This window comes from Pseudomonas sp. 28 E 9 (assembly GCF_900004785.1).
Classification (GTDB): domain Bacteria; phylum Pseudomonadota; class Gammaproteobacteria; order Pseudomonadales; family Pseudomonadaceae; genus Aquipseudomonas; species Aquipseudomonas orientalis_A.
This window is the reverse complement of sequence record NZ_CVTK01000040.1, coordinates 78,599-101,917: the sequence shown is the minus strand read 5'-3', so window position 1 is coordinate 101,917 and position 23,319 is coordinate 78,599. Positions and strand designations below refer to the sequence as shown.

Genomic DNA, 23,319 nt, shown 5'->3' with positions numbered 1-23,319 from the left:
CCCGCCGTTACCATGCCCGCGTGTTCACCACCCTCAACACTATCCTGCACGACAACGAGCTGGAGCCGGCCCGCAAGCTGATCCACCAACTCTATGACGCCGGTGTGGATGCGCTGATCGTGCAAGACCTGGGCGTGATGGAGCTGGATATTCCGCCCATCGAGCTGCACGCCAGCACCCAGACCGATATTCGCACCCTGGGCCGGGCAAAGTTTCTCGACCAGGCCGGTTTCTCGCAGTTGGTGCTGGCCCGCGAGCTGAACCTGCAAGAGATCCGCGCCATCGCCGATGAGACCGACGCCGCCATCGAGTTCTTCATTCATGGCGCCCTGTGCGTGGCGTTCTCCGGGCAGTGCAATATCTCCCACGCGCAGAACGGCCGCAGCGCCAACCGCGGCGACTGCTCCCAGGCGTGCCGCCTGCCGTACACCTTGAAAGACGATCAGGGCCGCGTCGTCGCCTTTGAAAAACACCTGCTGTCGATGAAGGACAACAACCAGAGCGCCAACCTGCGCGCGCTGGTCGAGGCCGGCGTGCGTTCGTTCAAGATCGAGGGCCGCTACAAGGACATGGGCTATGTGAAGAACATCACCGCCTACTACCGCCAGCGCCTGGACGAAATCCTCGAAGACCGCCCGGACCTGGCTCGCGCTTCCAGCGGGCGTACCGCGCACTTCTTCCTGCCCGACCCGGAAAAAACCTTCCACCGTGGCAGTACCGACTACTTTGTCAGCGACCGCAAGATCGATATCGGTGCCTTCGATACCCCAACCTTCACCGGCCTGCCGGTAGGTGTGGTGGAAAAAGCCGGCAAGCGCGACTTGCAAGTGGTCACCCACGAGCCGCTGTCCAACGGCGACGGTCTGAATGTGCTGGTCAAGCGTGAAGTGGTGGGGTTTCGCGCCAACATCGCAGAACCCAAGGGCGAATTCGAGGAAGACGGCGAGAAGCGCTACCGCTACCGCGTAGAACCCAACGAAATGCCGGCCGGCCTGCATCAGTTGCGCCCGAATCACCCGCTCAACCGCAACCTGGACCATAACTGGCAACAGGCACTGCTCAAGACCTCGGCCGAGCGCCGTATCGGCCTGTCCTGGGTGGCGCGCCTGCGTGAAGCACAGTTGGACGTCACCGCCACCAGCGAAGAAGGCATCAGCGCCAGTGTCACCCTGCCCGGCCCGTTCGGCGTGGCCAACAAGCCGGAACAGGCCCTGGACACCCTGCGCGACCTGCTGGGCCAGCTCGGCACCACCGAGTACCACGCCACCCGCATCGAGCTCGACGCGCCGCAGGCGTTCTTCATCCCCAACTCGCAACTCAAGGCGCTGCGCCGTGAAGTGATCGAGGCACTGACCGCCGCTCGCGTGGCCGCACACCCACGTGGCGGGCGCAAGGCCGAGACCTCGCCGCCGCCGGTGTACCCGGATGCGCACCTGTCGTTCCTGGCCAACGTCTACAACCAGAAGGCCCGCGACTTCTACCACCGTCACGGGGTGAAGCTGATCGATGCGGCCTTCGAAGCCCACGAAGAAACCGGCGAAGTGCCGGTGATGATCACCAAGCACTGCCTGCGGTTCTCGTTCAACCTGTGCCCCAAACAGGCCAAGGGTGTGACGGGCGTGAAAACCAAGGTGGCGCCGATGCAGTTGATCCATGGCGACGAGGTACTGACGCTGAAGTTCGACTGCAAACCGTGCGAGATGCACGTGGTCGGCAAGATCAAGGGGCACATCCTCGGATTGCCGCAGCCGGGCAGCGCCGTGGAGCATTTCAACCCGGAAAACATCATCTTTCAGGGCACGCACTGACCCTCTGTAGGAGCGAGCTTGCTCGCGAAGAACGTTAACGATAACGCAGCGCATCGGGTTAACACGCGGCGTCCTTACGTTCTTCGCGAGCAAGCTCGCTCCTACTGAGGTTACGGGGCCACCACCAGCCCCGCTGCAACCCCGCCGCCGCCAGCAGAATCGCCGCCACACCCAGCCATTGCAGCCACCCAAGGCGATGCCCGAACGCGATCCAGTCGACGAAAATCGCCGCAATCGGGTAGATGAACGACAACGCGCCGGTCATTGCGGTCGGCAGCTTCTGTATCGCCCCGTACAACAACACATACATCAACCCCGTGTGCACCAGACCCAGGGTCGCCAGCGCCGCCCAGGCATCGGTCGACGCGGGCAAACTGTCCCAGGGCACCAGCGGCGCCAGCAGCACGGCACCGGTGGTCACCTGGATCAACGCCATCAAATGCGGCGGCACCGCCTTGAGCCACTTGATGATCAGCGCGGCGACCGCGTACAAAAAAGCCGCGCCCAGGGCCAGTGCGACGCCTGCCAGATAGTCGCCGCAGCCTGGCTGCGCACCATGGGCCGTGACAATAGCCAACATGCCCAGAAACGCCACGCTCAGCCAGGTGATTTTGCGCAGGGTGATCGGCTCACCGAGAAACACCGCCGCCAGCATCACCAAGATGAACGGTTGCACGTTGTACACCGCCGTACTGATAGCGATGGAAGCGCGCGAGTAGGATTCGAACAGCAGCAACCAGTTGCCCACAATGGCCACGCCACTGAGCACGGCCAGCCCGAACCTGGCCCAACTGAGCAGGTCCAGCCTCAGGTAACCGAGCCAGGCGCACACCAGCAACAACGCCAGCGCACCGATAACGCAGCGCCAGAACACCACCTCGATCACCGATACGCCGGACACCAGCACAAACCAGCCGATGGTGCCGGAAATCAGCATAGCGGCGATCATTTCCCACATTCCGCGACGGACAGCGGTATCCATAATTGACGCTCCTCAAGTGAGGCTCAATTATGGCAATCTGGCACATAGCCGCTCCAGCGACTAAAAAAGGCCGAAGCCTTGAATCACCTTCATTTATTAGGCAAAACTCATGATTGATACCATCGACCAGCAACTGATCGCCGCTTTGATGGATGACTCACGCCTGTCCCTCAAGGCCCTGGCCGGCATCACCGGGCTGTCTTCGCCGAGTGTCGGCGAACGCTTGCGCCGCCTGGAGGAACGCGGCGTGCTGACCCACTACACCGTCGACATCGACCCCAAACACTTCGGTTACCTGCTGCAAGCCATCGTGCGCATCCGTCCCCTGCCCGGCAAGTTGCAGGAAGTGGAACGCCAGATCCAGGCGATTCCCGAATTCACTGAATGCGACAAAGTCACCGGCGAAGACTGCTTCATCGCCCGCCTGCATGTGCGCACCATGGATCAGTTGGACAGCCTGTTGGACCGAATCAACGGGTACGCCGAAACCAACACCGCCATCGTCAAGAAAACCCCGGTGAAGCGGCGGTTGCCGCCGTTGAACGACTGACCGACAGCACACCGCACAAACCTGTGGGAGGGGGCTTGCCCCCGATCGCGGAGTGTCAGTCAGCACATCGGCGACTGACACACTGCCATCGGGAGCAAGCCCCCTCCCACAATAAATTGCGCTATGGCTCCGGACCTGTGGCGCTGCTGCTGGCAGTCTCACAGCCGACAGCTATCTAACTGATGCGCTGCGATCCAAATGTGGGAGGGGGCTTGCTCCCGATGGCGGAGTGTCAATCAGCACATCGGCGACTGACACACTGCTATCGGGGACAAGTCCCCTCCCACAGTAAACTGCGGTATAGCTCCGGACCTGTGGCGCTGCTGCTGGCAGTCTAACAGCCGATAGCTATCTAACTGATGCGCTGCGATCCAAATGTGGGAGGGGGCTTACCCCCGATAGCGGAGTGTCAATCAGCACATCGGCGACTGACACACTGCCATCGGGAGCAAGCCCCCTCCCACAGTAAATTGCGCTATGGCTCCGGACCTGGGGCGCTGCAGATGGCAGTCTCACAGCCGACAGCTATCTAACTGATGCTAACTGATGCGCTGCGATCCAAATGTGGGAGGGGGCTTGCTCCCGATAGCGGAGTGTCAGTCAACACATCAGAGACTGACACACTGCTATCGGGAGCAAGCCCCCTCCCACAGTAAATTGCGCTATGGCTCCGGAACTGTGGCGCTGCTGCTGGCAGTCTCACAGCCGACAGCTATCTAACTGATACGCTGCGATCCAAATGTGGGAGGGGGCTTGCCCCCGATAGCGGAGTGTCAGTCAACACATCGGAGACTGACACACTGCCATCGGGGGCGAGCCCCCTCCCACATTAGTTCTGCTCCAGTCGTGGATTCAGTCCTGAAGCGCTTTCGCTGCCGCGAGCAACCCCTGGAATTTGTGATAGCGCGCCGCCAACACCGGCTGCTGCCGCTCATCAGGCACATACCGCATCTTCACCGGCATACCCGCCGCCAGCAGATCAGCGCCCTGCCCGATGGCCATGAATCCCAGCTTCGCCGCCCCAATGCACGCACTCAACTCGCTGCCGTGCAACGTAAAGACTTCCCTTTGCAGAATATTGGCCAGCAGTTGCGCCCAATACTCACTGCGCGCCCCTCCGCCTACGAGGGCAAAGGACTTGACCTCGGCACCGGTCGATTGCACTGCGCGCCAGGCGTCGAGCAGGCCGAAACCCACGCCTTCCATCACCGCGTAGCCGAGCATCGCCGGCGTGCAGTCGTGGCCGAGGCCCATGAAGCCGCCGCGCAGCAAGGGGTCGTTATGGGGCGTGCGCTCACCCGCCAGGTACGGCAGGAACAACGGCGTGGACAACGGTACCCCCCGCTCGATGGGCAATTGTGCCTGCACCTGGTCCAACAGCGTTTGCTCATCCGGCAGGCCCGTCAGGCGCGTTACCCAGCGCAGGCAACTGGCACCGGCCAGCATCGCGCCCATGGTGTACCAGCGCTCGGGCAGCGCATGGCAGAAGCTGTGCACCGCACTGGCCGGGTTGCCGGCGGCGTGGTCGGTAATCGCGACAATCGCCGCGCTGGTGCCCAGGGTGATAAAGCCGTCACCGGCATCGATCGCACCGATACCCACCGCCGCCACCGGGTTATCCCCGCCGCCACCGGCGATGACCACCTGCGCCGACAACCCGAGCCCGACCGCCGTTACACAGGCACTCGCGCTACCGCCCTCCACCAGCCTGGGCATTTGCGCAGGCGCCAGGCCGGTGGCGCGCAGCATCGGGGTAAACCATTCACGCTGCGCCACATTCAGCCACAGGGTGCCGGCGGCATCCGACATCTCGCTGATGCGCTCGCCGCTCAGGCACAGGCGCAGGTAATCCTTGGGCGACAGCACGCAGTCAATCGCCTTGAACACTTCAGGCTCATGCCGTTGCAACCATAGGAGCTTGGGTGCAGTCAGCCCGGCCATGGGCAAACTGCCGGTGACGTCGGCAAACTTCGGCCCCAGCTGTTCGGCTTCGGCGACGGCACGGGAGTCGTCCCACAGGATGGCCGGGTACAACACGCGGTTGTCATCCCCGAGTAAAACCGCGCCGTGCATCTGCCCGGACAGCCCGATACAGGCCACACGGGCAAACGCTGCGTGCTGACGCAATTGGTCCAAGGCCTGCATGCAGGCCTGCCACCAGTCTTCAGGTGCCTGTTCGGACCACCCGCTGTGGCGCCGCGACACAATCAGGCGCACGCCGGCATGGGCCAGCACGGCACCTCCGGTGTCCATGAGAATGGCCTTGAGTTCAGAGGTGCCGAGATCAATACCAAGGGAAACAGGATCGTTCATACGTGGGTTATTCCAATCAATCACAGCCGCAGGAATTACGTAATTGCAGGGTCGGCGCCAGTCGTACGCTCTGGGGCGGCGAGCCGGGAGAAGCCATGCGTTGCAGCAATAAGTCCACCGCACGTGCGCCGAGGGCCTGCACCGGCTGTGCGATCAGGCTCAAGCGCGGCAGGAAAAAATCCGCCCATTCGAAATCATCGAACCCGACCAGGGCCATTTGCCCCGGCACGTCGATGTGGGCGTCACGCAGGGCCTGCATGGCGCCCAGGGTCATCAGGTTGTTGCCGGCCATGATGGCGGTCGGCGGCGCGGCCAGGCTCAGCAACTGCACGGTGGCCTGGCGTGCCGGCTCGGTGTTGGAGCCGCCGTTGACCAGCAACTGCGGATCGAACCCCAGTCCCGCCGCCTGCAACGCGGCCTGGTAACCCTCCACCCGCTCATCGGTGGTGCTCAACCCCGCTCGCCCGGCGATAAAGCCGATGCGGCGGTGGCCGTGGGCAATCAGATGCTCGATCAACGCCTGGGTGGCCTGGCGGTTCTCCACCCCGACCTGATCGAACTGCTCACTCATCATGCGATCCACCAGCACCGCGGGAATTGCATTGGCGCGCAGATAATCCAGGGCCAGCGAGCCGTTCGACGGCGCCAGCACAATGCCGTCGACCCGCCGCTGATGCAGCGCGGTGACCACCCGCAATTCCTGCTCCGGGTCGTCGTGGGTGTCGACAAACAGCATCATGTAGCCGTGCCTGGCGCACGCGGTTTCAATCGCGTGCACGGTCTCGCTGAAATAATGGTTGGACAGCGCCGAGATCGCCACGCCAATCGTATTGGTGCTCGACCGCGCCAGTGAACGCGCCAGGGTGTTGGGCGCGTAGCCCAGCGCCTGGATCGCCTGCTGCACCGCCTGCACCGTGGCCGGGCTGACCTTGCGCGTACCGTTGAGCACATGGGACACCGTCGACGTCGACACACCGGCCCTGCGTGCCACGTCATCCATGGTGACCATGGCGCTATCCCCTCGGGTCAAGACTTCAGTGTTTGCTCGACCAGCCGCTGTAGCCGCCTACGTTGTCGCGGGTGATCAGCTTGGGCGTGAGCAAGGTCACCGCTTGCGCGGGGGCTTTGTCGTTGAGCAGGTCATTGCCCACATCCACGGCGGTCTGGGCCATGGCCCACGGGTCCTGGCTGGCAGAGGCCTGGATCTGGGTGTCGGTCTTCAGCGCGTTTTCGATATCCGGCGCGCCGTCCACCGAGGTGATAACGATGCCGCTGCGCTTGAGTTGCTTGGCCGCCAGGTCGCTGCCAATGGCTTGCGGGTCGTTGATTGCGAACAAGCCGTCGATTTTCGGGAAGCGCGTGAGGTAACCCTGCATCGCGTTCAGGCCGCCTTCACGCGAGCCCTTGGCGTCCTGGTCGTCGGACAGCAGCTTGATATCCGGCGCGGTGGCCAGCGCGGCCTTGCAGCCTTTGACGCGGTCGGTCACGGCGGTCACTTGCGGGCCGTTCTGGATAATCACATTGCCTTTGCCCGAGAGTTTATCCACCAGGTATTGGCAGGCCAGCTTGCCGGCTTCGACGTTGTCGGTCTGCACCGTGGCGTTCACGCCCTTGGCATCCACATCCACCGCCACCACGACAATCCCGGCATCCCGCGCTTTCTTGATTGCCGAGGCCATGGCGGACGGGTCGACGGCATTGATCAGGATCAGGTCGACCCTGGACGAAATAAAGTTGTCGATCTGCGAAAACTGTTTGCTCAAGTCATAGTCGGCCGACACCGAAGTGACCTTGACGTTGGGGTTCAACGCCTTGGCCCGCGCCGTGGCGCCATCGGCCAGCGTGACGAAATACGGGTTGCCCAGCGACCCCATGCTGATGCCCAGAGCCTTGAGTTCGCGGGCTTGCACGGCCTGGGACATCAGGGCAGCCAAGGCAATCAGCGGGAAAATACGTTTGACGTTCATGCGGGTCTCTCTCTTGTGATTGTTGTATGAGCCAACTCAGGTACGCGCGCCGGACTGACGATAGCGATCCAGCGCCACCGCGCCGATGATCACGATGCCCTTGATGATGTACTGCCAGATATCCGACACCCCCAGCAGCACCAGGCCATTGGTGAGCACCGCAATGATCAGCGCACCGATCAGGGTGCCGCCGATGGTGCCGACGCCGCCGGTAAAGCTGGTGCCACCGAGAATCACGGCGGCAATCGCATCCAGTTCATAGGACTGCCCCAGTTGCAGGCCATTGGCGGCGAACAGGCGCGAGGCGCTCATCACCGCGCCGAGCCCGGCCAGCGCGCCGGACATGGCGTAGACGAACAACAGCACCTTCCACACCTTGATCCCCGACAGCCGCGCCGCTTCCGGGTTGCCGCCCACCGAATAGATCTGCACGCCCATCACCGTGCGGCGCAGGATGAACCACGACAGCGCCACCACCGCCACGGCAATCACCACCAGCCAGGGCACACCGAGGATCGAGTCATTGCCGATGAAGGCAAACGGCAAGTCGGGGTTGAACACCGTCTTGTCGTCGGCCAAAAGCCTTGCCAGGCCACGCATGGCGGTGAGCGCGCCGAGGGTGACGATGAACGGCGGCAACCGCATGAAGGCGATCAACCCACCGTTGACCAAGCCCAGCAACAGGCCAAAGCCAATCCCGGCGGCGATGCCGAACATGCCGAACTGCGGCGACATCGACGCCTGCAACGCCACCACCGCCGACGCCGCCAGGATCGCGCCCACCGACAGGTCGATGCCCGCCGTGAGGATCACGAAGGTCATGCCGGCCGCCAGCACCACATTTACCGAGGCCTGCTGGGTGATGATCGACAGGTTCTGCAGGGTCATGAAGTTCTCGCTGGCCAGGGCGAAGCCCACCAGCAGCAACACCAGCACCGGCAACATGCCCACCGTGCGCATCAGCTCACGCACGCGTTCGGCCTTGCCCACGGTTGTTGCGCTATTGAATTCAGCCATTGGCAGCCACCTGATCGCCACCGGTGGCGAGGTCGATAATACGTTCCTGGGAGATGACGTGACCGGAGGCCCCGCCGACTTCAGCCACCAACTGGCCTTCGCGCATGATCAGCACACGGTCGCAGGTGCCGATGATTTCCGGCAGTTCGCTGGAGATCACCACAATGCCGACACCGGCCTGGGCCAATTGATTGATGATGCGGTAAATCTCGGATTTGGAGCCGATGTCCACGCCACGGGTGGGCTCATCCAGGATCAGTACATGGGGCTTGACCTCCAGCAGCCGCGCGAGCAACACCTTCTGCTGGTTGCCGCCGGACAGCGCGCCCACAGTGACTTTGCCCGAGGCCACGCGAATCGACAGCGACTTGATCGCGTCATTGGCGCGCTGTGCGCCATGGGCGCGATCGAGCACGCCACCGGCTCGCGCATCCGGCACGCAGGCGCACACATTGATGTTGTCGGCCACGCTCATGTCCAGGAACAGGCCCTGGGCCTTGCGGTCTTCGGTGAGGTACACCACGCCGGCACCAATGGCGTCTGCCGGGGTGCGCAGGTGCGTCACCGTCTTGCCCACCACTTCGAGGGTGCCGCTGGTGCGCGGGTCGGCGCCGAAGATCAGTCGCGCCAGCTCCGTGCGCCCTGCCCCCACCAGCCCGGCAATGCCCAGCACTTCACCGGCATGCAGATCGAAACTGCAGTGGCGCACGCGCTTGCCATCGGCCATGTCGCGCACGCGCATCACCACGTTGCCGGGGTTATAGGCAGCGTGTTCCTTCTTGTAGAAGCCTGACAGGTCGCGACCCACCATCATTTTCACCAGCACATCGGCCGACAGCGCCGCGCGGGTCAACTCGCCGATATATTGGCCGTCGCGCAGCACCGAGACGCGGTCCGACAGCTCGTAGATTTCGGCCATGCGATGGCTGATGTAGATGATTGCCAGGCCCTGGCTGCGCAGTTGTTTGATCAGCGCGAACAGACGGTCGGTTTCACGGGAGGACAGCGGCGTGGTCGGCTCGTCCATCACCAGGATCCTGGCATGGGCATGCAGGGCGCGGGCGATTTCGACCAACTGGCGCTCGGCAATCGACAGGCTGCTGACCTGGGTAGCGCCGGTGAATTCGGCGCCCAGGCGTTGCAGCACCTCCACGCAACCGGCCTGCATGCCCTTGCGGTCGATGGTCCAGCCTCGGCGCAGTTCGCGGCCCAGGTAGATATTCTCGGCCACGCTCAGGTTCGGGCACAGGCTCAGTTCCTGGTAGATCACGGCGATGCCCAGGGCCTTGGCGGTAGCGGGGGTGAAGCTGGCGACGGGTTGGCCGTCGATGCGGATAACGCCGCCGGGATCGGCCTGGTAGGCGCCGGAGAGGATTTTCATCAGCGTGGACTTGCCGGCGCCGTTCTCCCCCATCAAGGCGTGAATTTCACTGGGGTAGACCTTCAGGCCGACACTTTTGAGCACGCGCAAACCGTTGAAGGTTTTGCTGATGCCCTGCATCTCAAGCAAGGGTTCAAGGCTCATGGATGAGCTCCTGGATTTATTGTTTTTGTTGTCGAGTGCTGCCGACTCTAGTTTAGATACATTTGCTTACGCAAGCGCTTGCGTTGCCAATTATCCGCAAGGTGAAACGTTTCATCAGCGAAGAAACACGTAAATCATTGAAATGCGGACGCTATTGCGTCAAAAGGCCGGCCTCGGCCATCAAAACGCCACAATCTCTGCTATTGTCCAACAAACTCATGTCCTCATCGTCGCGTCCGCGCGGTCTTCTGTGAACATGTTCTGCGCCATCGCCCTGTACCGATGGCAGGCCTGAAGTTCACGGATTACCTGGCAATGGACACCCCCCTACCCGACCCGCCCCAATCACGCGCCGAAAAAATCGTCGAGTTCAAGCGCCAGAAAACCTTGCTCAAGACCGGCGCGCTGCAGGATGCGATCTTCAACAGCGCCTATTTCTCCAGCATCGCCACTGACGAAAAGGGCGTGATCCAGATCTTCAACGTCGGCGCCGAACGCATGCTCGGCTACGCCGCCGCCGATGTGCTCAACCGCATCACCCCCGCCGACATCTCCGACCCAACCGAACTGATTACCCGCGCCGCCGCTCTGAGCCTGGAGCTCGATACGCCGATTACGCCGGGGTTCGAAGCCCTGGTGTTCAAGGCCTCCCGCGGCATCGAAGACATTTACGAGCTGACCTACATCCGCAAGGACGGCAGTCGCTTGTCGGCCATGGTCTCGGTAACGGCGCTGCGCAATCGGCATGACACGATCATCGGTTACCTGCTGATCGGCACCGACAACACCGCGCGCAAGCAGGAAGAAGCCGAGCGCAAAGGCTTCGAACGCGCCCTGGAAGAAAAGAACCTGGAGTTGGAGCATGCCAACCACATGAAGTCGGAATTTCTCGCCACCATGTCCCATGAACTGCGCACACCGCTGAACGCGGTGATCGGTTTTTCCGAGGCGCTCAAGGACGGGCTGGTGGGCGACATGAGCGAGATCCAGCGCGAATACATCGGCGATATCTTCACCAGCGGCCAGCATCTGCTGGCGTTGATCAACGACATCCTCGACCTGTCCAAGGTCGAGGCCGGGATGATGGACCTCGAACTGGAACCCGTGGAACTGGCCGGCCTGTTGGCCAACAGCCTGTTGATCGTGCGTGAGAAAGCCGCCCTGCAGCGCATCCAGTTGACGCTGGACAATCCGCAGGATTTTGGCTGGCTGCAACTGGACCTGCGCAAGACCAAGCAGATCGTCTACAACCTGCTGGCCAATGCAGTGAAGTTCAGTGAGCACGGCAGCACCGTGACCCTGGTGGTGCGTGAAGTCGGGCGTGACCAGGTCGGCCGGGTCCCCGGCGATTGGCCGGTGCAGGGTTTTGCCCTGCCGCCCGGCAGTCACCCGGCATTCCTCGAGCTGAGCGTGAGCGACACCGGTATCGGCATCGCCCCGGATGACATGGGCAAGTTGTTCAAGGCCTTCAGCCAGATCGACAGCAGCCTGGCGCGCAAATTCGAAGGCACCGGCCTGGGCCTGGCGATGGTCAAGCAGTTGACCGAACTGCACGGCGGCAGCGTGGCCGTGGCCAGCCGCGAAGGCCTGGGCGCGCGTTTCGTGGTGTGGCTGCCGTTGCATCGCATTCCGGAGGCCGCATGGCCGATATCCTGATCATCGAAGACAACGAAGCGAATATGCGCCTGGCGCGCCTGCTGCTGGTGAGCGCCGGGCACAACGAGCAGTGGGCGGCGGATGCCGAAAGCGGGCTGACCCTGGCCCGCGTACAACAACCGGCGCTGATCCTGATGGACATCCAGTTGCCAGGCATGGACGGCCTGGCCGCGACCCGCTTGCTCAAGCAAGACCCGCTCACCGCGCACATCCCGGTGATCGCCCTCACTGCCATGGCCATGAAGGAAGATCGGGAAAAAACCCGCCTGGCCGGTTGCGACGCCTACGTCACCAAGCCCCTGCGCTACAAGGAGCTGTACCAGGTGATCGACACCCTGCTGAACCCGACCATCACACCTCCCGCATGAGTTCTCTCCATGGCCAGCTCACCCGCAACCCTGTTGATCGTTGACGATGAACCCCAGGTCCGCAAACTCCTGGAAACCCTGCTGCAGCATGAGGGTTACCAGACCCTGAGCGCGAGCAACGGCGAAGAAGCCTTGCAGTTGGTGGCGCAGCAGCCGCCCGACCTGATCCTGCTGGACATCATGATGCCCGGCATGGACGGCTACGAAGTGGCCACCCAGCTCAAGGCCAACCCCGTCACGGCGAATATCCCGATCATCATGCTGTCGGCCCTGAGCGAATCCAGCGCGCGGGTCAGCGGCCTGGAAACCGGCGCCGAGGAATTCATCAGCAAGCCGGTCGAACGCGTCGAGCTGTGGCTGCGGGTGCGCAACCTGCTGCGGCTCAAGGCCCATGGCGATGAGCTCAAGCAACACAGCCTGAGGCTGGAGCAGCAATTGCAACAGCGCGTCGGCGATCACGCCCAGATGAACGTGCACGACCTGGCCCGGCAAGACCTGGAGAACGACCTGCGCCAGGCGGTCGAACAACACGCGTTTGCCCTGCACTACCAGCCCAAGGTCGAACTGGCCAACGGCGAAGTCTGCGGCCTGGAAGTCTTGCTGCGCTGGGATCGGCCAGGCTACGGCGCGGTATCGCCGGCGGTGTTCGTGCCGATCCTGGAAAACCTCGGTCTGATCGTGCCCGTGGGGCGCTGCGTGATCGAGAGCGTGTGCCGACAGATCGCCGCCTGGCAATTGAACGGCCTCGGTGCGATTGAAGTGTCGGTCAACGTCTCGGGGCATCAGTTGATCGAGGGCGACCTGATTGCCGACATCGAGCACATCCTGGTCGAAACCGGCGTGGACGCCCACTGGCTGGAGGTTGAACTCACCGAAGGCTCGCTGATGGAAAACACTGAACACACCATCGCCGCCCTGCAACGCCTGCGCGCCATGGGCGTGAAGATCGCCATCGACGATTTCGGCACCGGTTATTCGAGCCTGGCGTACCTGCGTCGCTTCCCCATCGACACGCTGAAGATCGACATCGCGTTTATCCGCGAAGTCACCACCAACCCGCAGGATGCGGCGATTACCCGCACGATCATCGAACTGGCTCACAGCTTGAAGCTGCGCGTCGTGGCCGAAGGGGTGGAAACCCAGGCGCAGTTGGCCTTCCTGAAAGAGGCCGGCTGCGATCAGATCCAGGGCTATCTGTTCAGCCGGCCATTGCCGGTGGAGACGCTGGAGCGCTTGTTGCAGGATCGGATCAAATCAGCGTGAAACCGTCGCCGGCTTGAGTGGCAACGCGATGCAATCACATTGAACCTGAACCCTGCCGCGGCCCTCAAAACCTGCACAAACCACGGCCCCCGGTGCTCGTTCGATGACATTCATTCTATGGTTGGCCGTACTGGGCGCCGTATTGCTGACCCTCGCCCTCACGTCCTCCTACCTGCGCTGGATGCCGGTGACCACCTCGGCGGTGTGCCTGCTGTTGGGCATCGCCATCGGCCCGCTGGGCGTGGACCTGCTGGACCTGGACATCAAGGGCTCAGCCCGCTGGATGGAGCACCTGACTGAAGTCGCGGTGCTGTTTTCGCTGTTCGTCAGCGGCTTGAAACTGCGCCTGCCGCTCAGGCACCGCACCTGGCGCATCGCCTTTGGCATGGCCGGGCCGGTGATGCTGCTGACCATCTTCGGCGCCTGCCTGGCGCTGCATTACCTGTTCCAGCTGTCGTGGGGCGTGTCGCTGTTGGTGGGCGCGATGCTGGCGCCCACCGACCCGGTACTGGCCGGCCTGGTTCAGGTCAATAATGCCCAGGACTACGACCCGCTGCGTTTCGGCCTGTCCGGCGAAGCCGGCTTGAACGACGGCACCGCCTTTCCCTTTGTGATCTTCGGCCTGCTGTTCATGCAGCATGGCGGTTTCGATGGCGACTGGTTCGGTGGCTGGGTGCTGAAAAACCTGCTGTGGGCAGTGCCGGCCGGGCTGTTGACGGGTTACTGGATGGGGCGTGGCATCGGTCGTTTGACCTTGCGCCTGCGCCTGATCAATGCCGACAGCACCTTGTCACCCAATGACTACCTGACCCTGGCGCTGATCGCCCTGGCCTATGTCAGCGCTGAAGCCATCGGTGGCTATGGCTTCCTGTCGGTATTCGCGGCGGGCCTGGGGCTGCGCCAGGCCGAGTTCAAGTCCACCGGTTACGCCCAGACACCCGCCGAGCATCTGGCGCAGCCGGTGGTGGGTCACCTGGAGATCGAGCCTGAACAGGCCCTGCATGGCGATGTGAGTCAATTGCAGGATACGCAAATCGCGGCCGGCGTAATGATGGGCGACATGCTCGCCTTCGGCAGCCTGGTGGAGCGCTCCATGGAAGTGTTCCTGGTGACCGTGCTGGGCATCGTGCTGGTCAGCCATTGGGATTGGCGCGCGCTGGCGCTGGCCGCGCTGCTGTTTTGCGTGATTCGCCCGCTCAGCGTGTTCGCCATGCCGTGGGGCAGCCTGATGGACCGTCGCCAACGTAGCCTGGTCAGTTGGTTCGGCATTCGCGGAATCGGCAGCATCTACTACCTGTTCTACGCCCTCAACCACGGACTGATCGGCACCAGCAGCGCCGTGGCGGTGAACCTAACGCTTTCGGTGATTGCGTTGAGCATCATGGTGCATGGTTTGAGCACTCAGCCGATGCTGGTGTGGTACGAACGGCGCACCGCGCAGAAACAGTGAATCCCGGGGCGCGCCGCCGGATCAGTGCTGATCTTCGGTATTGCCGACGTCCGCCGCTTCATCCAGATCGTTGAGCGGCACTTCGGCATCGTCCATCAAGGAGCCCGGGTCTTCATTGCCCGGATCATTGAGTTCTTCGTCCAGTTCTTTTGACATGACTGTCTCCTCTAACCGCCCTGGGTATCGATATCGGCATCGGTTTCAGGCTTGTGCTCAGGCTCAGGCTTGAAGTCCGGACTGTAGTCGTTTTCCTGGGCATCCGGGTCGCTGGCCGGCGTCGGGTCCTTGGGCGCATCGGCGCCAGTGCCGGGGGCCGGCTTGCCGGCGTCGATCGCCGGGTCGTTGCGGTCAGTGGTCTGGGGATCGTGATCTGTGGTCATGGCGCACCTCATTGCAGGCTTGCGGGGAATCTGTACCCCGTAAAACTAAGGCGCCGGGTTAACGGGTGAAGTTCCGTCCAATTGCTCAGCGCAAAGGGTTGTCGACCTGGATGTAAAAGGCATAGATGCCCAACACCAGCCAGAACCCCATGAACAACCACGGCGCGCGCATGGAGAACAGCAGGGACTTGCGATAGCCCTTGTGGGTGGACTCCATTTCGGAAAACAGCGGCGACTCATCATAGGCCATGCCCATCACCGGCTCACTGCGCAGCAACTCGCTTTGCTTGTAGTGCCAGTGATCGATGATCTCGTACGCGGCGCGGATGCCGGGCCAGGCGTTGAGTGAGCTGAGAATGCCCAGGGCGGCGAGAATCACCGGCACCACCAGGGTGAACAACTTGCCCCACTCCGGGTTCAGATTGCCCATGCCGGAGACGAAGGCAATTACCAGGAATGACTGGGCGGTTAGGTAGGCGTCGGTGCGGTTGGCCAGGATGCTGGTTTCGTACTGGATCTCGCGACGATAGAAGTCGAGACGGTCCTTAGGCGAACCGAAGATCTTGGCGTTGTGCTCGCTGTGGTCGGTCAACGCCGCTTCCGGCGTGTTGGGCGAAATAATTCTGGGCACGATGCGGCTCCATCCGGTTTCAAGGCTCATTAGAAGAAGCGGACCTGGGTGAAGTTCAAGTTCGTCGCGCACCAAATCAGAGCACCCCCCGCCCCCCGTAGGAGCGAGCTTGCTCGCGAGGATCGTCAACGATGAAGCGCCAGTCTGCTTGAACCCATTGCCCGTGCGTTCTTCGCGAGCGAGCTCGCTCCTACAGAGGATTTACCGGTAGTGACTGCCGTTTCCGGCACAGGCCTTGCTTAATCCATTCATCCGCCGGTAAACAGGAGCATTCGTTACCCCCCGACCCAGAGCCGACTCCATAAGAAAGTAAGGACCAGGCCTGTTGGCACCCTTAGCCACAGGCTCATAAGAAAAGCGTTTTTAGCGGCAGTGCCACCCAAGCAAGCTGCCAACCAAGCAAGGCTGGGCACTGACAAGGTACTGGAATGGCTCGATCTTTCTTCGATGAAATGAATGATGCAGACGGCGCCTGCCGTGCGCATTATCAGGATTTCTCCCGCTGGCTGGCCAATACGCCGCCGGAACTGCTGGCCCAGCGTCGCCGTGAAGCGGATTTGCTGTTCCACCGCGCCGGGATCACCTTCACCCTGTACGGCGACGAGCAAGACACCGAGCGCCTGATCCCCTTCGACATCATCCCGCGCAGCATTCCCGCCAGCGAATGGAGCGTGATCGAGCGCGGCTGTATCCAGCGGGTCACCGCGTTGAACATGTTTCTCGCCGATATCTACCACGACCAGCGCATCATCAAGGCCGGCATCATCCCGGCAGACCAGGTGCTGGGCAATGAGGGCTATCAGAAGGCGATGGTCGGGCTGGACCTGCACCGCGACATTTACTCGCACATCTCCGGCGTCGACCTGGTGCGCGACGGCGACGGCACCTACTACGTACTCGAAGACAACCTGCGCACCCCCAGCGGCGTCAGCTACATGCTCGAAGACCGCAAGATGATGATGCGCCTGTTCCCGGAAGTGTTCGCCAGGCAGCGCATCGCGCCGGTGGACCACTACCCCAACCTGCTGCTCAAGACCCTGAAAAGCGCCAGCCGCCTGGACAACCCCAACGTGGTGGTCCTCACCCCGGGGCGCTTCAACAGCGCCTTCTTCGAGCATGCCTTCCTGGCCCGGGAAATGGGCGTGGAGCTGGTGGAAGGCGCCGACCTGTTCGTGCACGACCTCAAGGTATTCATGCGCACCACCGACGGCCCCAAGGCGGTTGATGTGATCTACCGACGCATCGATGACGCCTTCCTCGACCCGCAGGCGTTCAACCCCGACTCGATGCTCGGCGTGCCCGGCCTGGTGGCCGCCTATTGCGCGGGCAACGTGGTACTGGCCAACGCCATCGGCACCGGCGTGGCCGACGACAAGTCGATCTACCCCTATGTGCCGGCCATGATCCGTTTTTACCTGGATGAAGAACCCATCCTGCAGAACGTCCCGACCTTCCAGTGCCGCAAGCCGGATGAACTGTCCCATGTGCTGGCCAACCTTGCGCAGCTGGTGGTCAAGGAAACCCAGGGCTCGGGCGGCTACGGCATGCTGGTGGGACCGGCGTCCAGCGCTGCCGAGATCGAGGACTTTCGCCAGCGCATCAAGGCGCGTCCCCATGCCTATATCGCGCAACCGACCCTGAGCCTGTCCACCTGCCCGACCTTCGTCGAAAACGGCATCGCGCCGCGGCATATCGACCTGCGCCCGTTCGTGCTCTCGGGCAAGGAAACCCGCCTGGTGCCCGGCGGCCTGACCCGTGTAGCGCTCAAGGAAGGCTCGCTGATCGTCAACTCGTCGCAAGGCGGCGGAACCAAGGACACCTGGGTGGTGGAGGGCTGAGTATGTTGAGTAGAACCGCCGCAGATCTGTATTGGATGTCCCGCTATCTTGAGCGCGCCGAGAACCTGGCGCGCATGCTGGAAGTCAGTTATTCGCTGTCGTTGATGCCCCAGGCCGGGCGCAGCGATGGGCTCGATGAACTGGCGATGTCGCTGCTCAGCAGCGGCACCCTGGACAGTTACCTTGAGCGCCATCAGCAACTGGACGCCGGGCGCATGCTGCACTTTTTCGCCCTGGATGAAGAAAACCCGGCCAGTATCTACAACTGCCTGCGCGCTGCCAGGGGCAATGCCCATGCCGTGCGCGGACGCATCACCGCCGACATGTGGGAAAACCTCAACGCCACCTGGCTGGAAATGCGCAGCATCGCCGCCGGCGGCCTGGCGCGGCATGGCATCAGCCATTTCTGTGACTGGGTCAAGCAACGCTCGCACCTGTTTCGCGGCGCAACCTCCGGCACCATCATGCGCAATGACGCCTATCGATTCATTCGCCTGGGCACCTTCGTCGAACGTGCGGACAACACCCTGCGCCTGCTGGATGCGCGCTATGAGATGTTTGGTGAAGAGTCCGAAGAAGTCAGCGACGTGTCGGCACGCGGCTATTACCAGTGGAGCGCCCTGCTGCGCGCGCTGTCCTCGTTCGAAGCCTATACCGAGCTGTATCCGAATGCCTTGAACGCCCGCTCGGTGTCCGAGCTGCTGCTGTTGCGCAGCGACGTGCCGCGTTCACTGCATGCGTGCATCGAGGAACTGAGCCACATCCTCGCCGACCTGCCCGGCAGTTACGGCCGCACAGCACAGCGCCTGGCCGCCGAATTCGAGGCGCGCCTGCGGTACACCGGGATCGATGAGATTCTGGAAGACGGGCTGCACACCCGGCTGACCGACTTCATCGACACCGTGCGCGAACTGGCGCGGGCGATACAAAGCTCCTACCTGGAAGTGGTCTAAGCCCCAACACAGTGCCGCCGTCTGTAGGAGCGAGGGGGGCGCCTAGCTCTTGCTCGCGAAAAACGTCAACGATAACGCGTGCTTCCTGAATGAACGCGGTGCCGGTGAGTTTTTCGCGAGCAAGCTCGCTCCTACAGCGGGTATCAGGGCAAGCCCTCCCACTTTTGAATGGCGGTGAGTCCCTCAGGTCGTTGGTGCCCACCAACGGGGCAACAACTGCCTCACCCGCGCCTCGCCAAAGCGATCATCGATCAACATCACCACACCGCGGTCGTGTTGACTGCGGATCACCCTCCCCGCTGCCTGCACCACTTTCTGGATACCGGGATACAAATAGGTGTAGTCATAGCCCGCGCCGAAGATCGCGCCCATGCGCGCTTTCATCTGTTCATTCACCGGATTGAGCTGCGGCAGGCCCAGGGTGGCGATGAACGCGCCGATCAGGCGCGCACCGGGCAAATCGATGCCTTCGCCAAAGGCGCCACCCAGTACCGCAAAACCCACGCCCTGGCTGTGCGGGGTGAACTGGTCCAGAAAGGCCTGGCGTTCAGCTTCGGCCATGCCCCGCGACTGCAGCCACAGCGCAATCTGCGGGTGCCGCTCAGCCAGCAGCTGCGCGACTTGTTGCAGGTAATCGAAGCTGGAGAAAAACGCCAGGTAGTTGCCCGGCTGCGTGGCGAATTGCCGGGCGATCAGTTCCACAATGGGTTCCAGCGACGCCTGGCGGTGCACGAACCGCGTGGAGATGCGGTCGACGATGCTCACCTGCAGTTGCTCGGCCTTGAACGGCGATTCGACGTCGACCCAGGCGGTGTCCGGCGGCAACCCGAGCAGGTCGGCGTAGTAGTGGCGGGGGCTGAGGGTCGCGGAAAACAGCACGCTGCTGCGCGCGGCCGTCAACCTGGGGCGAATGAACTCGGCCGGCACCACGTTGCGCAGGCACAGGGTCGAGCTGCTGCGCTTGGCGCTGAACTGGCGTTTGCTGATATCGAAGATGAAGTGTTCATTGAACAGCTCGGCCACCTTGTTAAATTGCAGCGCCTCGAAGTAAAAGGCCTGCAAGTCGCCACTGAGGGCTTCGGGGTGGTCGTTGAAATAGTCGCCCATGGCGCTGGCACACTGGCTCAGGGCCTGGAGCAGCTTGTCGGGTTTGGCCGCGTATGCCTGATACGGCGCCAGTTGGTCCTTGTGCAGCGCATTCCACTCACGGTTCAGGCGCTGCAAGGGCTTTTTCAACGGCTCGGGGGCGCTGTCGCGCAGCGTCTTGAGGCTGTACTGGTCGAGGCTGGCGCTGTACATCGAACGCGCGCGCTCGACCAGGTTATGCGCCTCGTCGACCAGCACCGCGACACGCCACTGATTGAGCTGCGCCAGCCCGAAGAGCATGGCGCCGAAGTCGAAATAGTAGTTGTAGTCGGCAACCACAACGTCGGTCCAGCGCGCCATTTCCTGGCTCAGGTAATACGGGCAGACGTCGTGGGCCAGCGCCACCTCCCGCAGGTGACGCTGATCGAGCAGACGCACCCTGGCTGCCGCCTGGCGGGCGGCGGGCAAGCGATCGTAAAAGCCCCTGGCCAGCGGGCACGAGTCACCGTGGCAGGCTTTGTCCAGGTGCTCGCAGGCCTTGTCCCGGGCCACCAGTTCCAGCACCTGCAGGGACAGCTCGGGGCTGCTGTCGTAAAGAACCTGGGCGGCATCCAGCGCCAGCTTGCGGCCCGGGGTCTTGGCGGTGAGGAAAAACACCTTGTCCAACTGCTGCGGCGCCAGGGCCTTGAGCATCGGAAACAGCGTGCCGACGGTCTTGCCGATGCCGGTCGGCGCCTGGGCCATCAGACAACGGCCGGTGCTCACCGCCTTGTACACCGATTCGGCCAGCGAACGCTGGCCGCTGCGAAACTCGGCATGGGGAAACGCCAGGCCTTGGGCGTCACGGTTGCGCGCCTCACGGTGTTGCATCTGCTGGTGGGCCCAGTCGAGAAACAGCGCGCATTGCTGCTTGAAGAAGCGCTCCAGGTCCGGCGCGGCAAAGCGCTGCTTGAGCAGGGTCTCGCCCTCGCCGACGATATCGAAATACACCAGCGCCAGCTCGATCTCATCGAGCCCCAGCTTCTGGCACATCAGCCAGCCATAGACCTTGACCTGGGCCCAATGCAATTGCCGATGGTTGGCGGGCTGGGCCTTAAGGTCGCCGCGATAGGTTTTTACTTCTTCGAGGCGGTTGCTGTCCGGGTCATAGCCGTCCGCCCTGCCCCGCACCTTGAGTTGCTCGTGCTCGCCCTCGAGCGCGACTTCGTTCTGGTAATGCGCGCTGCGCCGCGACGCCACCGTGCGATGGCCGACGATGCCTTCCTGGGCACTGGGCGACGGGGTAAAGCGCAGATCCAGGTCACCGACCTTGGCCGTGAACTCGCACAACGCGCGCACCGCGACGCTGTAGCTCAAGCGGGCTCTGCCCAGCGCACATAGCAGACCGTGACCGGCATCTGGTACTCGCCGCAGAACTCCAGCCAGCGCAGTTGGTTGTCCTGCAGGCGGTCGCCAGGGCCCTTGACCTCGATCATGCGGTAGGTCTTCTGCGCCGGCCAGAACTGGATCAGGTCGGGCATCCCGGTGCGGTTGGCGCGGATATCCAGCAGCAGCCGCTCGAACCAGTAGCGCAAGTGTTCGGCCGGCAGGCACGTCAGGGCCTGCTCCAGCAGCTCTTCGCTGAGCAGGTTCCAGAACACAAAGGGCGATTGAATGCCCCATTTGTCCACGTAACGCTGGCGAATGGTGGTCTTGTAGCGCTCGTCCCGCAGTTGCTCAAAGCACGTGCTGAACAACTCGGTTCGGCGTTGATGAAAGTCCTCACTGTGCAAGTCGGCAGGCCCGCGCTGGAACGGGTGGAAAAACGCGCCCGGCAGCGGCGCGAAGATCACGTCCCAGCACAGCAGGCCGAACAGCGAGTTGATCAGGCCGTTTTCCACGTAATGCACCGGCGCGTCCGGCTCGCTCAGGTGGGCCTGCACACAATATTCCACCGACATCAGCGGTTGCGGCGGCGTCAGTGCCAGGTCCAGGCGCGTGACGGCTCGCGGCTTGGCCTTGGGCACTTTGGGTTCACCCAGCTTGCGCCGCAGACGCGGCACTACGCGCAGCAGGTGTTGCTGCTCGGCGGCGCTTTGCGGTGCCTGTTGCGCCGCCACGGCCAATGCCAGGGCCTGTGCATAGGCCTCCTGGCGCTCCAGCACGCGGATCAGCCGCGCACGCGCGCCGGGATAGGCGCAGCCACGATAGATCTGCTCGGCCACGCTCAACTCAGCGCTGCGCTCGCAGTATTGGCCGATCTGGAACAGCAATTTGGCGCGGCGTTTTTCCAGCCAGGGGTTGTCGGTGTGCAGCGTGGCGATGTGCGCCAACACCGTTTCCAGCGCCTGGCCCGCATCAAAAGCCTGCTGGCACTGGTGCAGGAATAAAAAGCCCTCGACGTCGGCGCGGCTGCGCAACCCTCGGGACTCGGCGCAGAACGCGACCTTCTCGTAGGTGTAGATGCCCAGGTCCGCCAGCACGAACTCCGACCAGTCCTGATACAGGTTGCCGAAAAACATCAGGCGCAAGCGGTCGCACAACGGCATCACCGTCAGGCTGTAGAGCACGTCTTGCAGGTCGGGGCACCAAAGGGCGAAGCTGCGGCTTTCATTGAACTGCGCCGCCAATGGCGCCAGCCAGTCGGTTTTGCGGCCCCTGGGGTGCTCGATCCAGGGCTTGAACGCCGCAAGCAACTCACTTTTTTGCAGCAAGCCGAACAGCTCTTCAAAGCCCAACTGGCATTGCTCCTCGACCCAACCGGACGCCAGCAGTGGTTGCATGGCCGCATGCGGGCAGCCGATTTCCAGGTAGTTGAGCTTTGCCCCACGAAAATGCACGCCCTTGCGCATGACCATGCGCACCAATAACGCTTGTGACGCCTGGGGCAACCTGTCGAATTGCTGAATGAACTGCAATTCGTCCGGGTCGAGCAGATCGGCATAGCGCTGCTCCAACCACATCAGCACTTGGCGGAAGTTGTGCAGGTAATACAAGGGGTCTTCGAGGGGGTGGCTCATGGCACAACGCGGTCAACTACTGGTTATGCATACAGAGTGACGCTGCAAACGGTTTGTTGCAATCAGTAATAGATAAATGGCGCCTGCAACTTTTTGAAAAAAAGCGATCAGATGAGGGAGCTGATCGCGTAACATTTATGCCTCGCAGCCAGACGCTGCGGGACTTTTCAGGGTTAAAGGTAAGGGTAATGAACATGAAGAATTTGGGTCTTCCGCTGGTTGCACTCACTTTTCTGGTATTGGCCGGTTGCTCCACGCAAACGGTGGTCACGTTGCAAAACGGCACACAGTATCTGACCAAGGACACACCCAACGCCAAGACCGCCGACGGCTTCTACGAATTCACCGACATCGCCGGCAAGCGTATCCGTATCAAGGCCGATGATGTGGCGACGGTGCGCAAGGAACAATAATTTCAGGCTGGCCTATATCAAATGTGGGAGGGGGCTTGCCCCCGATAGCGGTAGGTCAGCTACATATAAGCAGGCTGATACACCGCAATCGGGGGCAAGCCCCCTCCCACAGTTTTTACC

At 62.4% G+C, this 23,319-nt stretch carries 20 protein-coding genes; 9 read left to right on the top strand and 11 right to left on the bottom strand.

Annotation, left to right across the window (positions count from 1 at the left end):
• A partial coding sequence (locus BFQ00_RS08165; RefSeq protein ID WP_256535995.1) for a peptidase U32 family protein occupies positions 1 to 1,808 on the top strand: 1,808 nt, incomplete at its 5' end.
• Positions 1,809 to 1,866: 58 nt separating this feature from the next.
• Here BFQ00_RS08165 and BFQ00_RS08160 read toward each other — a convergent pair.
• On the bottom strand, positions 1,867 to 2,790 hold the full coding sequence (locus BFQ00_RS08160; RefSeq protein ID WP_065933142.1) for a DMT family transporter: 924 nt from the start codon (positions 2,788 to 2,790) through the stop codon (positions 1,867 to 1,869).
• A 109-nt stretch (positions 2,791 to 2,899) separates the two neighbouring features.
• Between BFQ00_RS08160 and BFQ00_RS08155 the strand changes: the two genes are divergently transcribed.
• Entirely contained in the window at positions 2,900 to 3,340 is a 441-nt protein-coding gene (locus BFQ00_RS08155; RefSeq protein WP_065933141.1) for an Lrp/AsnC family transcriptional regulator, read from the top strand.
• Positions 3,341 to 4,192: 852 nt separating this feature from the next.
• Here BFQ00_RS08155 and xylB read toward each other — a convergent pair.
• From xylB to BFQ00_RS08130, 5 genes are read right to left on the bottom strand one after another with little or no spacing between them, the layout of a single operon-like run.
• Positions 4,193 to 5,653, bottom strand: a complete 1,461-nt coding sequence (gene xylB / locus BFQ00_RS08150; RefSeq protein ID WP_065933140.1) for a xylulokinase — start codon at positions 5,651 to 5,653, stop codon at positions 4,193 to 4,195.
• A 16-nt stretch (positions 5,654 to 5,669) separates the two neighbouring features.
• Positions 5,670 to 6,662, bottom strand: a complete 993-nt coding sequence (locus BFQ00_RS08145; protein WP_065888132.1) for a LacI family DNA-binding transcriptional regulator — start codon at positions 6,660 to 6,662, stop codon at positions 5,670 to 5,672.
• Positions 6,663 to 6,687: 25 nt separating this feature from the next.
• Entirely contained in the window at positions 6,688 to 7,620 is a 933-nt protein-coding gene (locus tag BFQ00_RS08140) for an ABC transporter substrate-binding protein (RefSeq protein ID WP_065933139.1), read from the bottom strand.
• A gap of 36 nt (positions 7,621 to 7,656) precedes the next feature.
• Complete coding sequence (locus BFQ00_RS08135) at positions 7,657 to 8,637, bottom strand: ABC transporter permease subunit (RefSeq protein ID WP_065888130.1); 981 nt, start codon at positions 8,635 to 8,637, stop codon at positions 7,657 to 7,659.
• Positions 8,630 to 10,162: a sugar ABC transporter ATP-binding protein gene (locus BFQ00_RS08130; RefSeq protein ID WP_065933138.1), complete on the bottom strand. Its 1,533-nt coding sequence runs from the start codon at positions 10,160 to 10,162 to the stop codon at positions 8,630 to 8,632. The genes BFQ00_RS08135 and BFQ00_RS08130 overlap by 8 nt, the downstream gene beginning before the upstream one ends.
• 315 nt (positions 10,163 to 10,477) lie before the next feature.
• Between BFQ00_RS08130 and BFQ00_RS08125 the strand changes: the two genes are divergently transcribed.
• From BFQ00_RS08125 to BFQ00_RS08110, 4 genes are all read left to right on the top strand, one after another.
• A complete protein-coding gene (locus BFQ00_RS08125) occupies positions 10,478 to 11,818 on the top strand; it encodes a sensor histidine kinase (protein WP_065933381.1) in 1,341 nt (446 codons plus the stop codon).
• Positions 11,803 to 12,186: a response regulator gene (locus BFQ00_RS08120; RefSeq protein WP_065933137.1), complete on the top strand. Its 384-nt coding sequence runs from the start codon at positions 11,803 to 11,805 to the stop codon at positions 12,184 to 12,186. Before BFQ00_RS08125 ends, BFQ00_RS08120 begins: the two co-directional genes overlap by 16 nt.
• A 9-nt stretch (positions 12,187 to 12,195) precedes the next feature.
• Positions 12,196 to 13,449, top strand: coding sequence for an EAL domain-containing response regulator (locus BFQ00_RS08115; RefSeq protein WP_065933136.1), 1,254 nt, complete (start codon positions 12,196 to 12,198; stop codon positions 13,447 to 13,449).
• Between the two features lie 103 nt (positions 13,450 to 13,552).
• Positions 13,553 to 14,899: a cation:proton antiporter gene (locus BFQ00_RS08110; RefSeq protein WP_065888126.1), complete on the top strand. Its 1,347-nt coding sequence runs from the start codon at positions 13,553 to 13,555 to the stop codon at positions 14,897 to 14,899.
• A gap of 21 nt (positions 14,900 to 14,920) precedes the next feature.
• Here BFQ00_RS08110 and BFQ00_RS29965 read toward each other — a convergent pair whose 3' ends face one another.
• The 3 genes from BFQ00_RS29965 to BFQ00_RS08100 all read right to left on the bottom strand — a co-directional run bounded on the left by BFQ00_RS29965 (position 14,921) and on the right by BFQ00_RS08100 (position 15,910).
• On the bottom strand, positions 14,921 to 15,055 hold the full coding sequence (locus BFQ00_RS29965; protein ID WP_256095198.1) for a hypothetical protein: 135 nt from the start codon (positions 15,053 to 15,055) through the stop codon (positions 14,921 to 14,923).
• An 11-nt stretch (positions 15,056 to 15,066) separates the two neighbouring features.
• Entirely contained in the window at positions 15,067 to 15,279 is a 213-nt protein-coding gene (locus tag BFQ00_RS08105) for a hypothetical protein (RefSeq protein WP_065888125.1), read from the bottom strand.
• Between the two features lie 85 nt (positions 15,280 to 15,364).
• A complete protein-coding gene (locus tag BFQ00_RS08100; RefSeq protein ID WP_065933380.1) occupies positions 15,365 to 15,910 on the bottom strand; it encodes a hypothetical protein in 546 nt (181 codons plus the stop codon).
• Between the two features lie 428 nt (positions 15,911 to 16,338).
• Between BFQ00_RS08100 and BFQ00_RS08095 the strand changes: the two genes are divergently transcribed.
• Together BFQ00_RS08095 and BFQ00_RS08090 are read left to right on the top strand one after the other, a co-directional pair.
• On the top strand, positions 16,339 to 17,748 hold the full coding sequence (locus BFQ00_RS08095; RefSeq protein ID WP_065933135.1) for a circularly permuted type 2 ATP-grasp protein: 1,410 nt from the start codon (positions 16,339 to 16,341) through the stop codon (positions 17,746 to 17,748).
• Positions 17,749 to 17,750: 2 nt separating this feature from the next.
• The gene (locus BFQ00_RS08090; protein WP_065893115.1) at positions 17,751 to 18,701 is read left to right on the top strand and encodes an alpha-E domain-containing protein; all 951 of its coding nucleotides are present in this window, start codon (positions 17,751 to 17,753) and stop codon (positions 18,699 to 18,701) included.
• 183 nt (positions 18,702 to 18,884) lie between these two features.
• On the opposite strand, the gene BFQ00_RS08085 is transcribed toward BFQ00_RS08090, so the two are convergent.
• The gene (locus tag BFQ00_RS08085) at positions 18,885 to 21,143 is read right to left on the bottom strand and encodes an ATP-dependent DNA helicase (RefSeq protein WP_065933134.1); all 2,259 of its coding nucleotides are present in this window, start codon (positions 21,141 to 21,143) and stop codon (positions 18,885 to 18,887) included.
• On the bottom strand, positions 21,140 to 22,786 hold the full coding sequence (locus BFQ00_RS08080; RefSeq protein ID WP_065933133.1) for a VRR-NUC domain-containing protein: 1,647 nt from the start codon (positions 22,784 to 22,786) through the stop codon (positions 21,140 to 21,142). Before BFQ00_RS08080 ends, BFQ00_RS08085 begins: the two co-directional genes overlap by 4 nt.
• A 188-nt stretch (positions 22,787 to 22,974) precedes the next feature.
• Between BFQ00_RS08080 and BFQ00_RS08075 the strand changes: the two genes are divergently transcribed.
• Positions 22,975 to 23,199, top strand: a complete 225-nt coding sequence (locus BFQ00_RS08075; protein WP_057722473.1) for a YgdI/YgdR family lipoprotein — start codon at positions 22,975 to 22,977, stop codon at positions 23,197 to 23,199.
• Positions 23,200 to 23,319 lie beyond the last annotated feature (120 nt).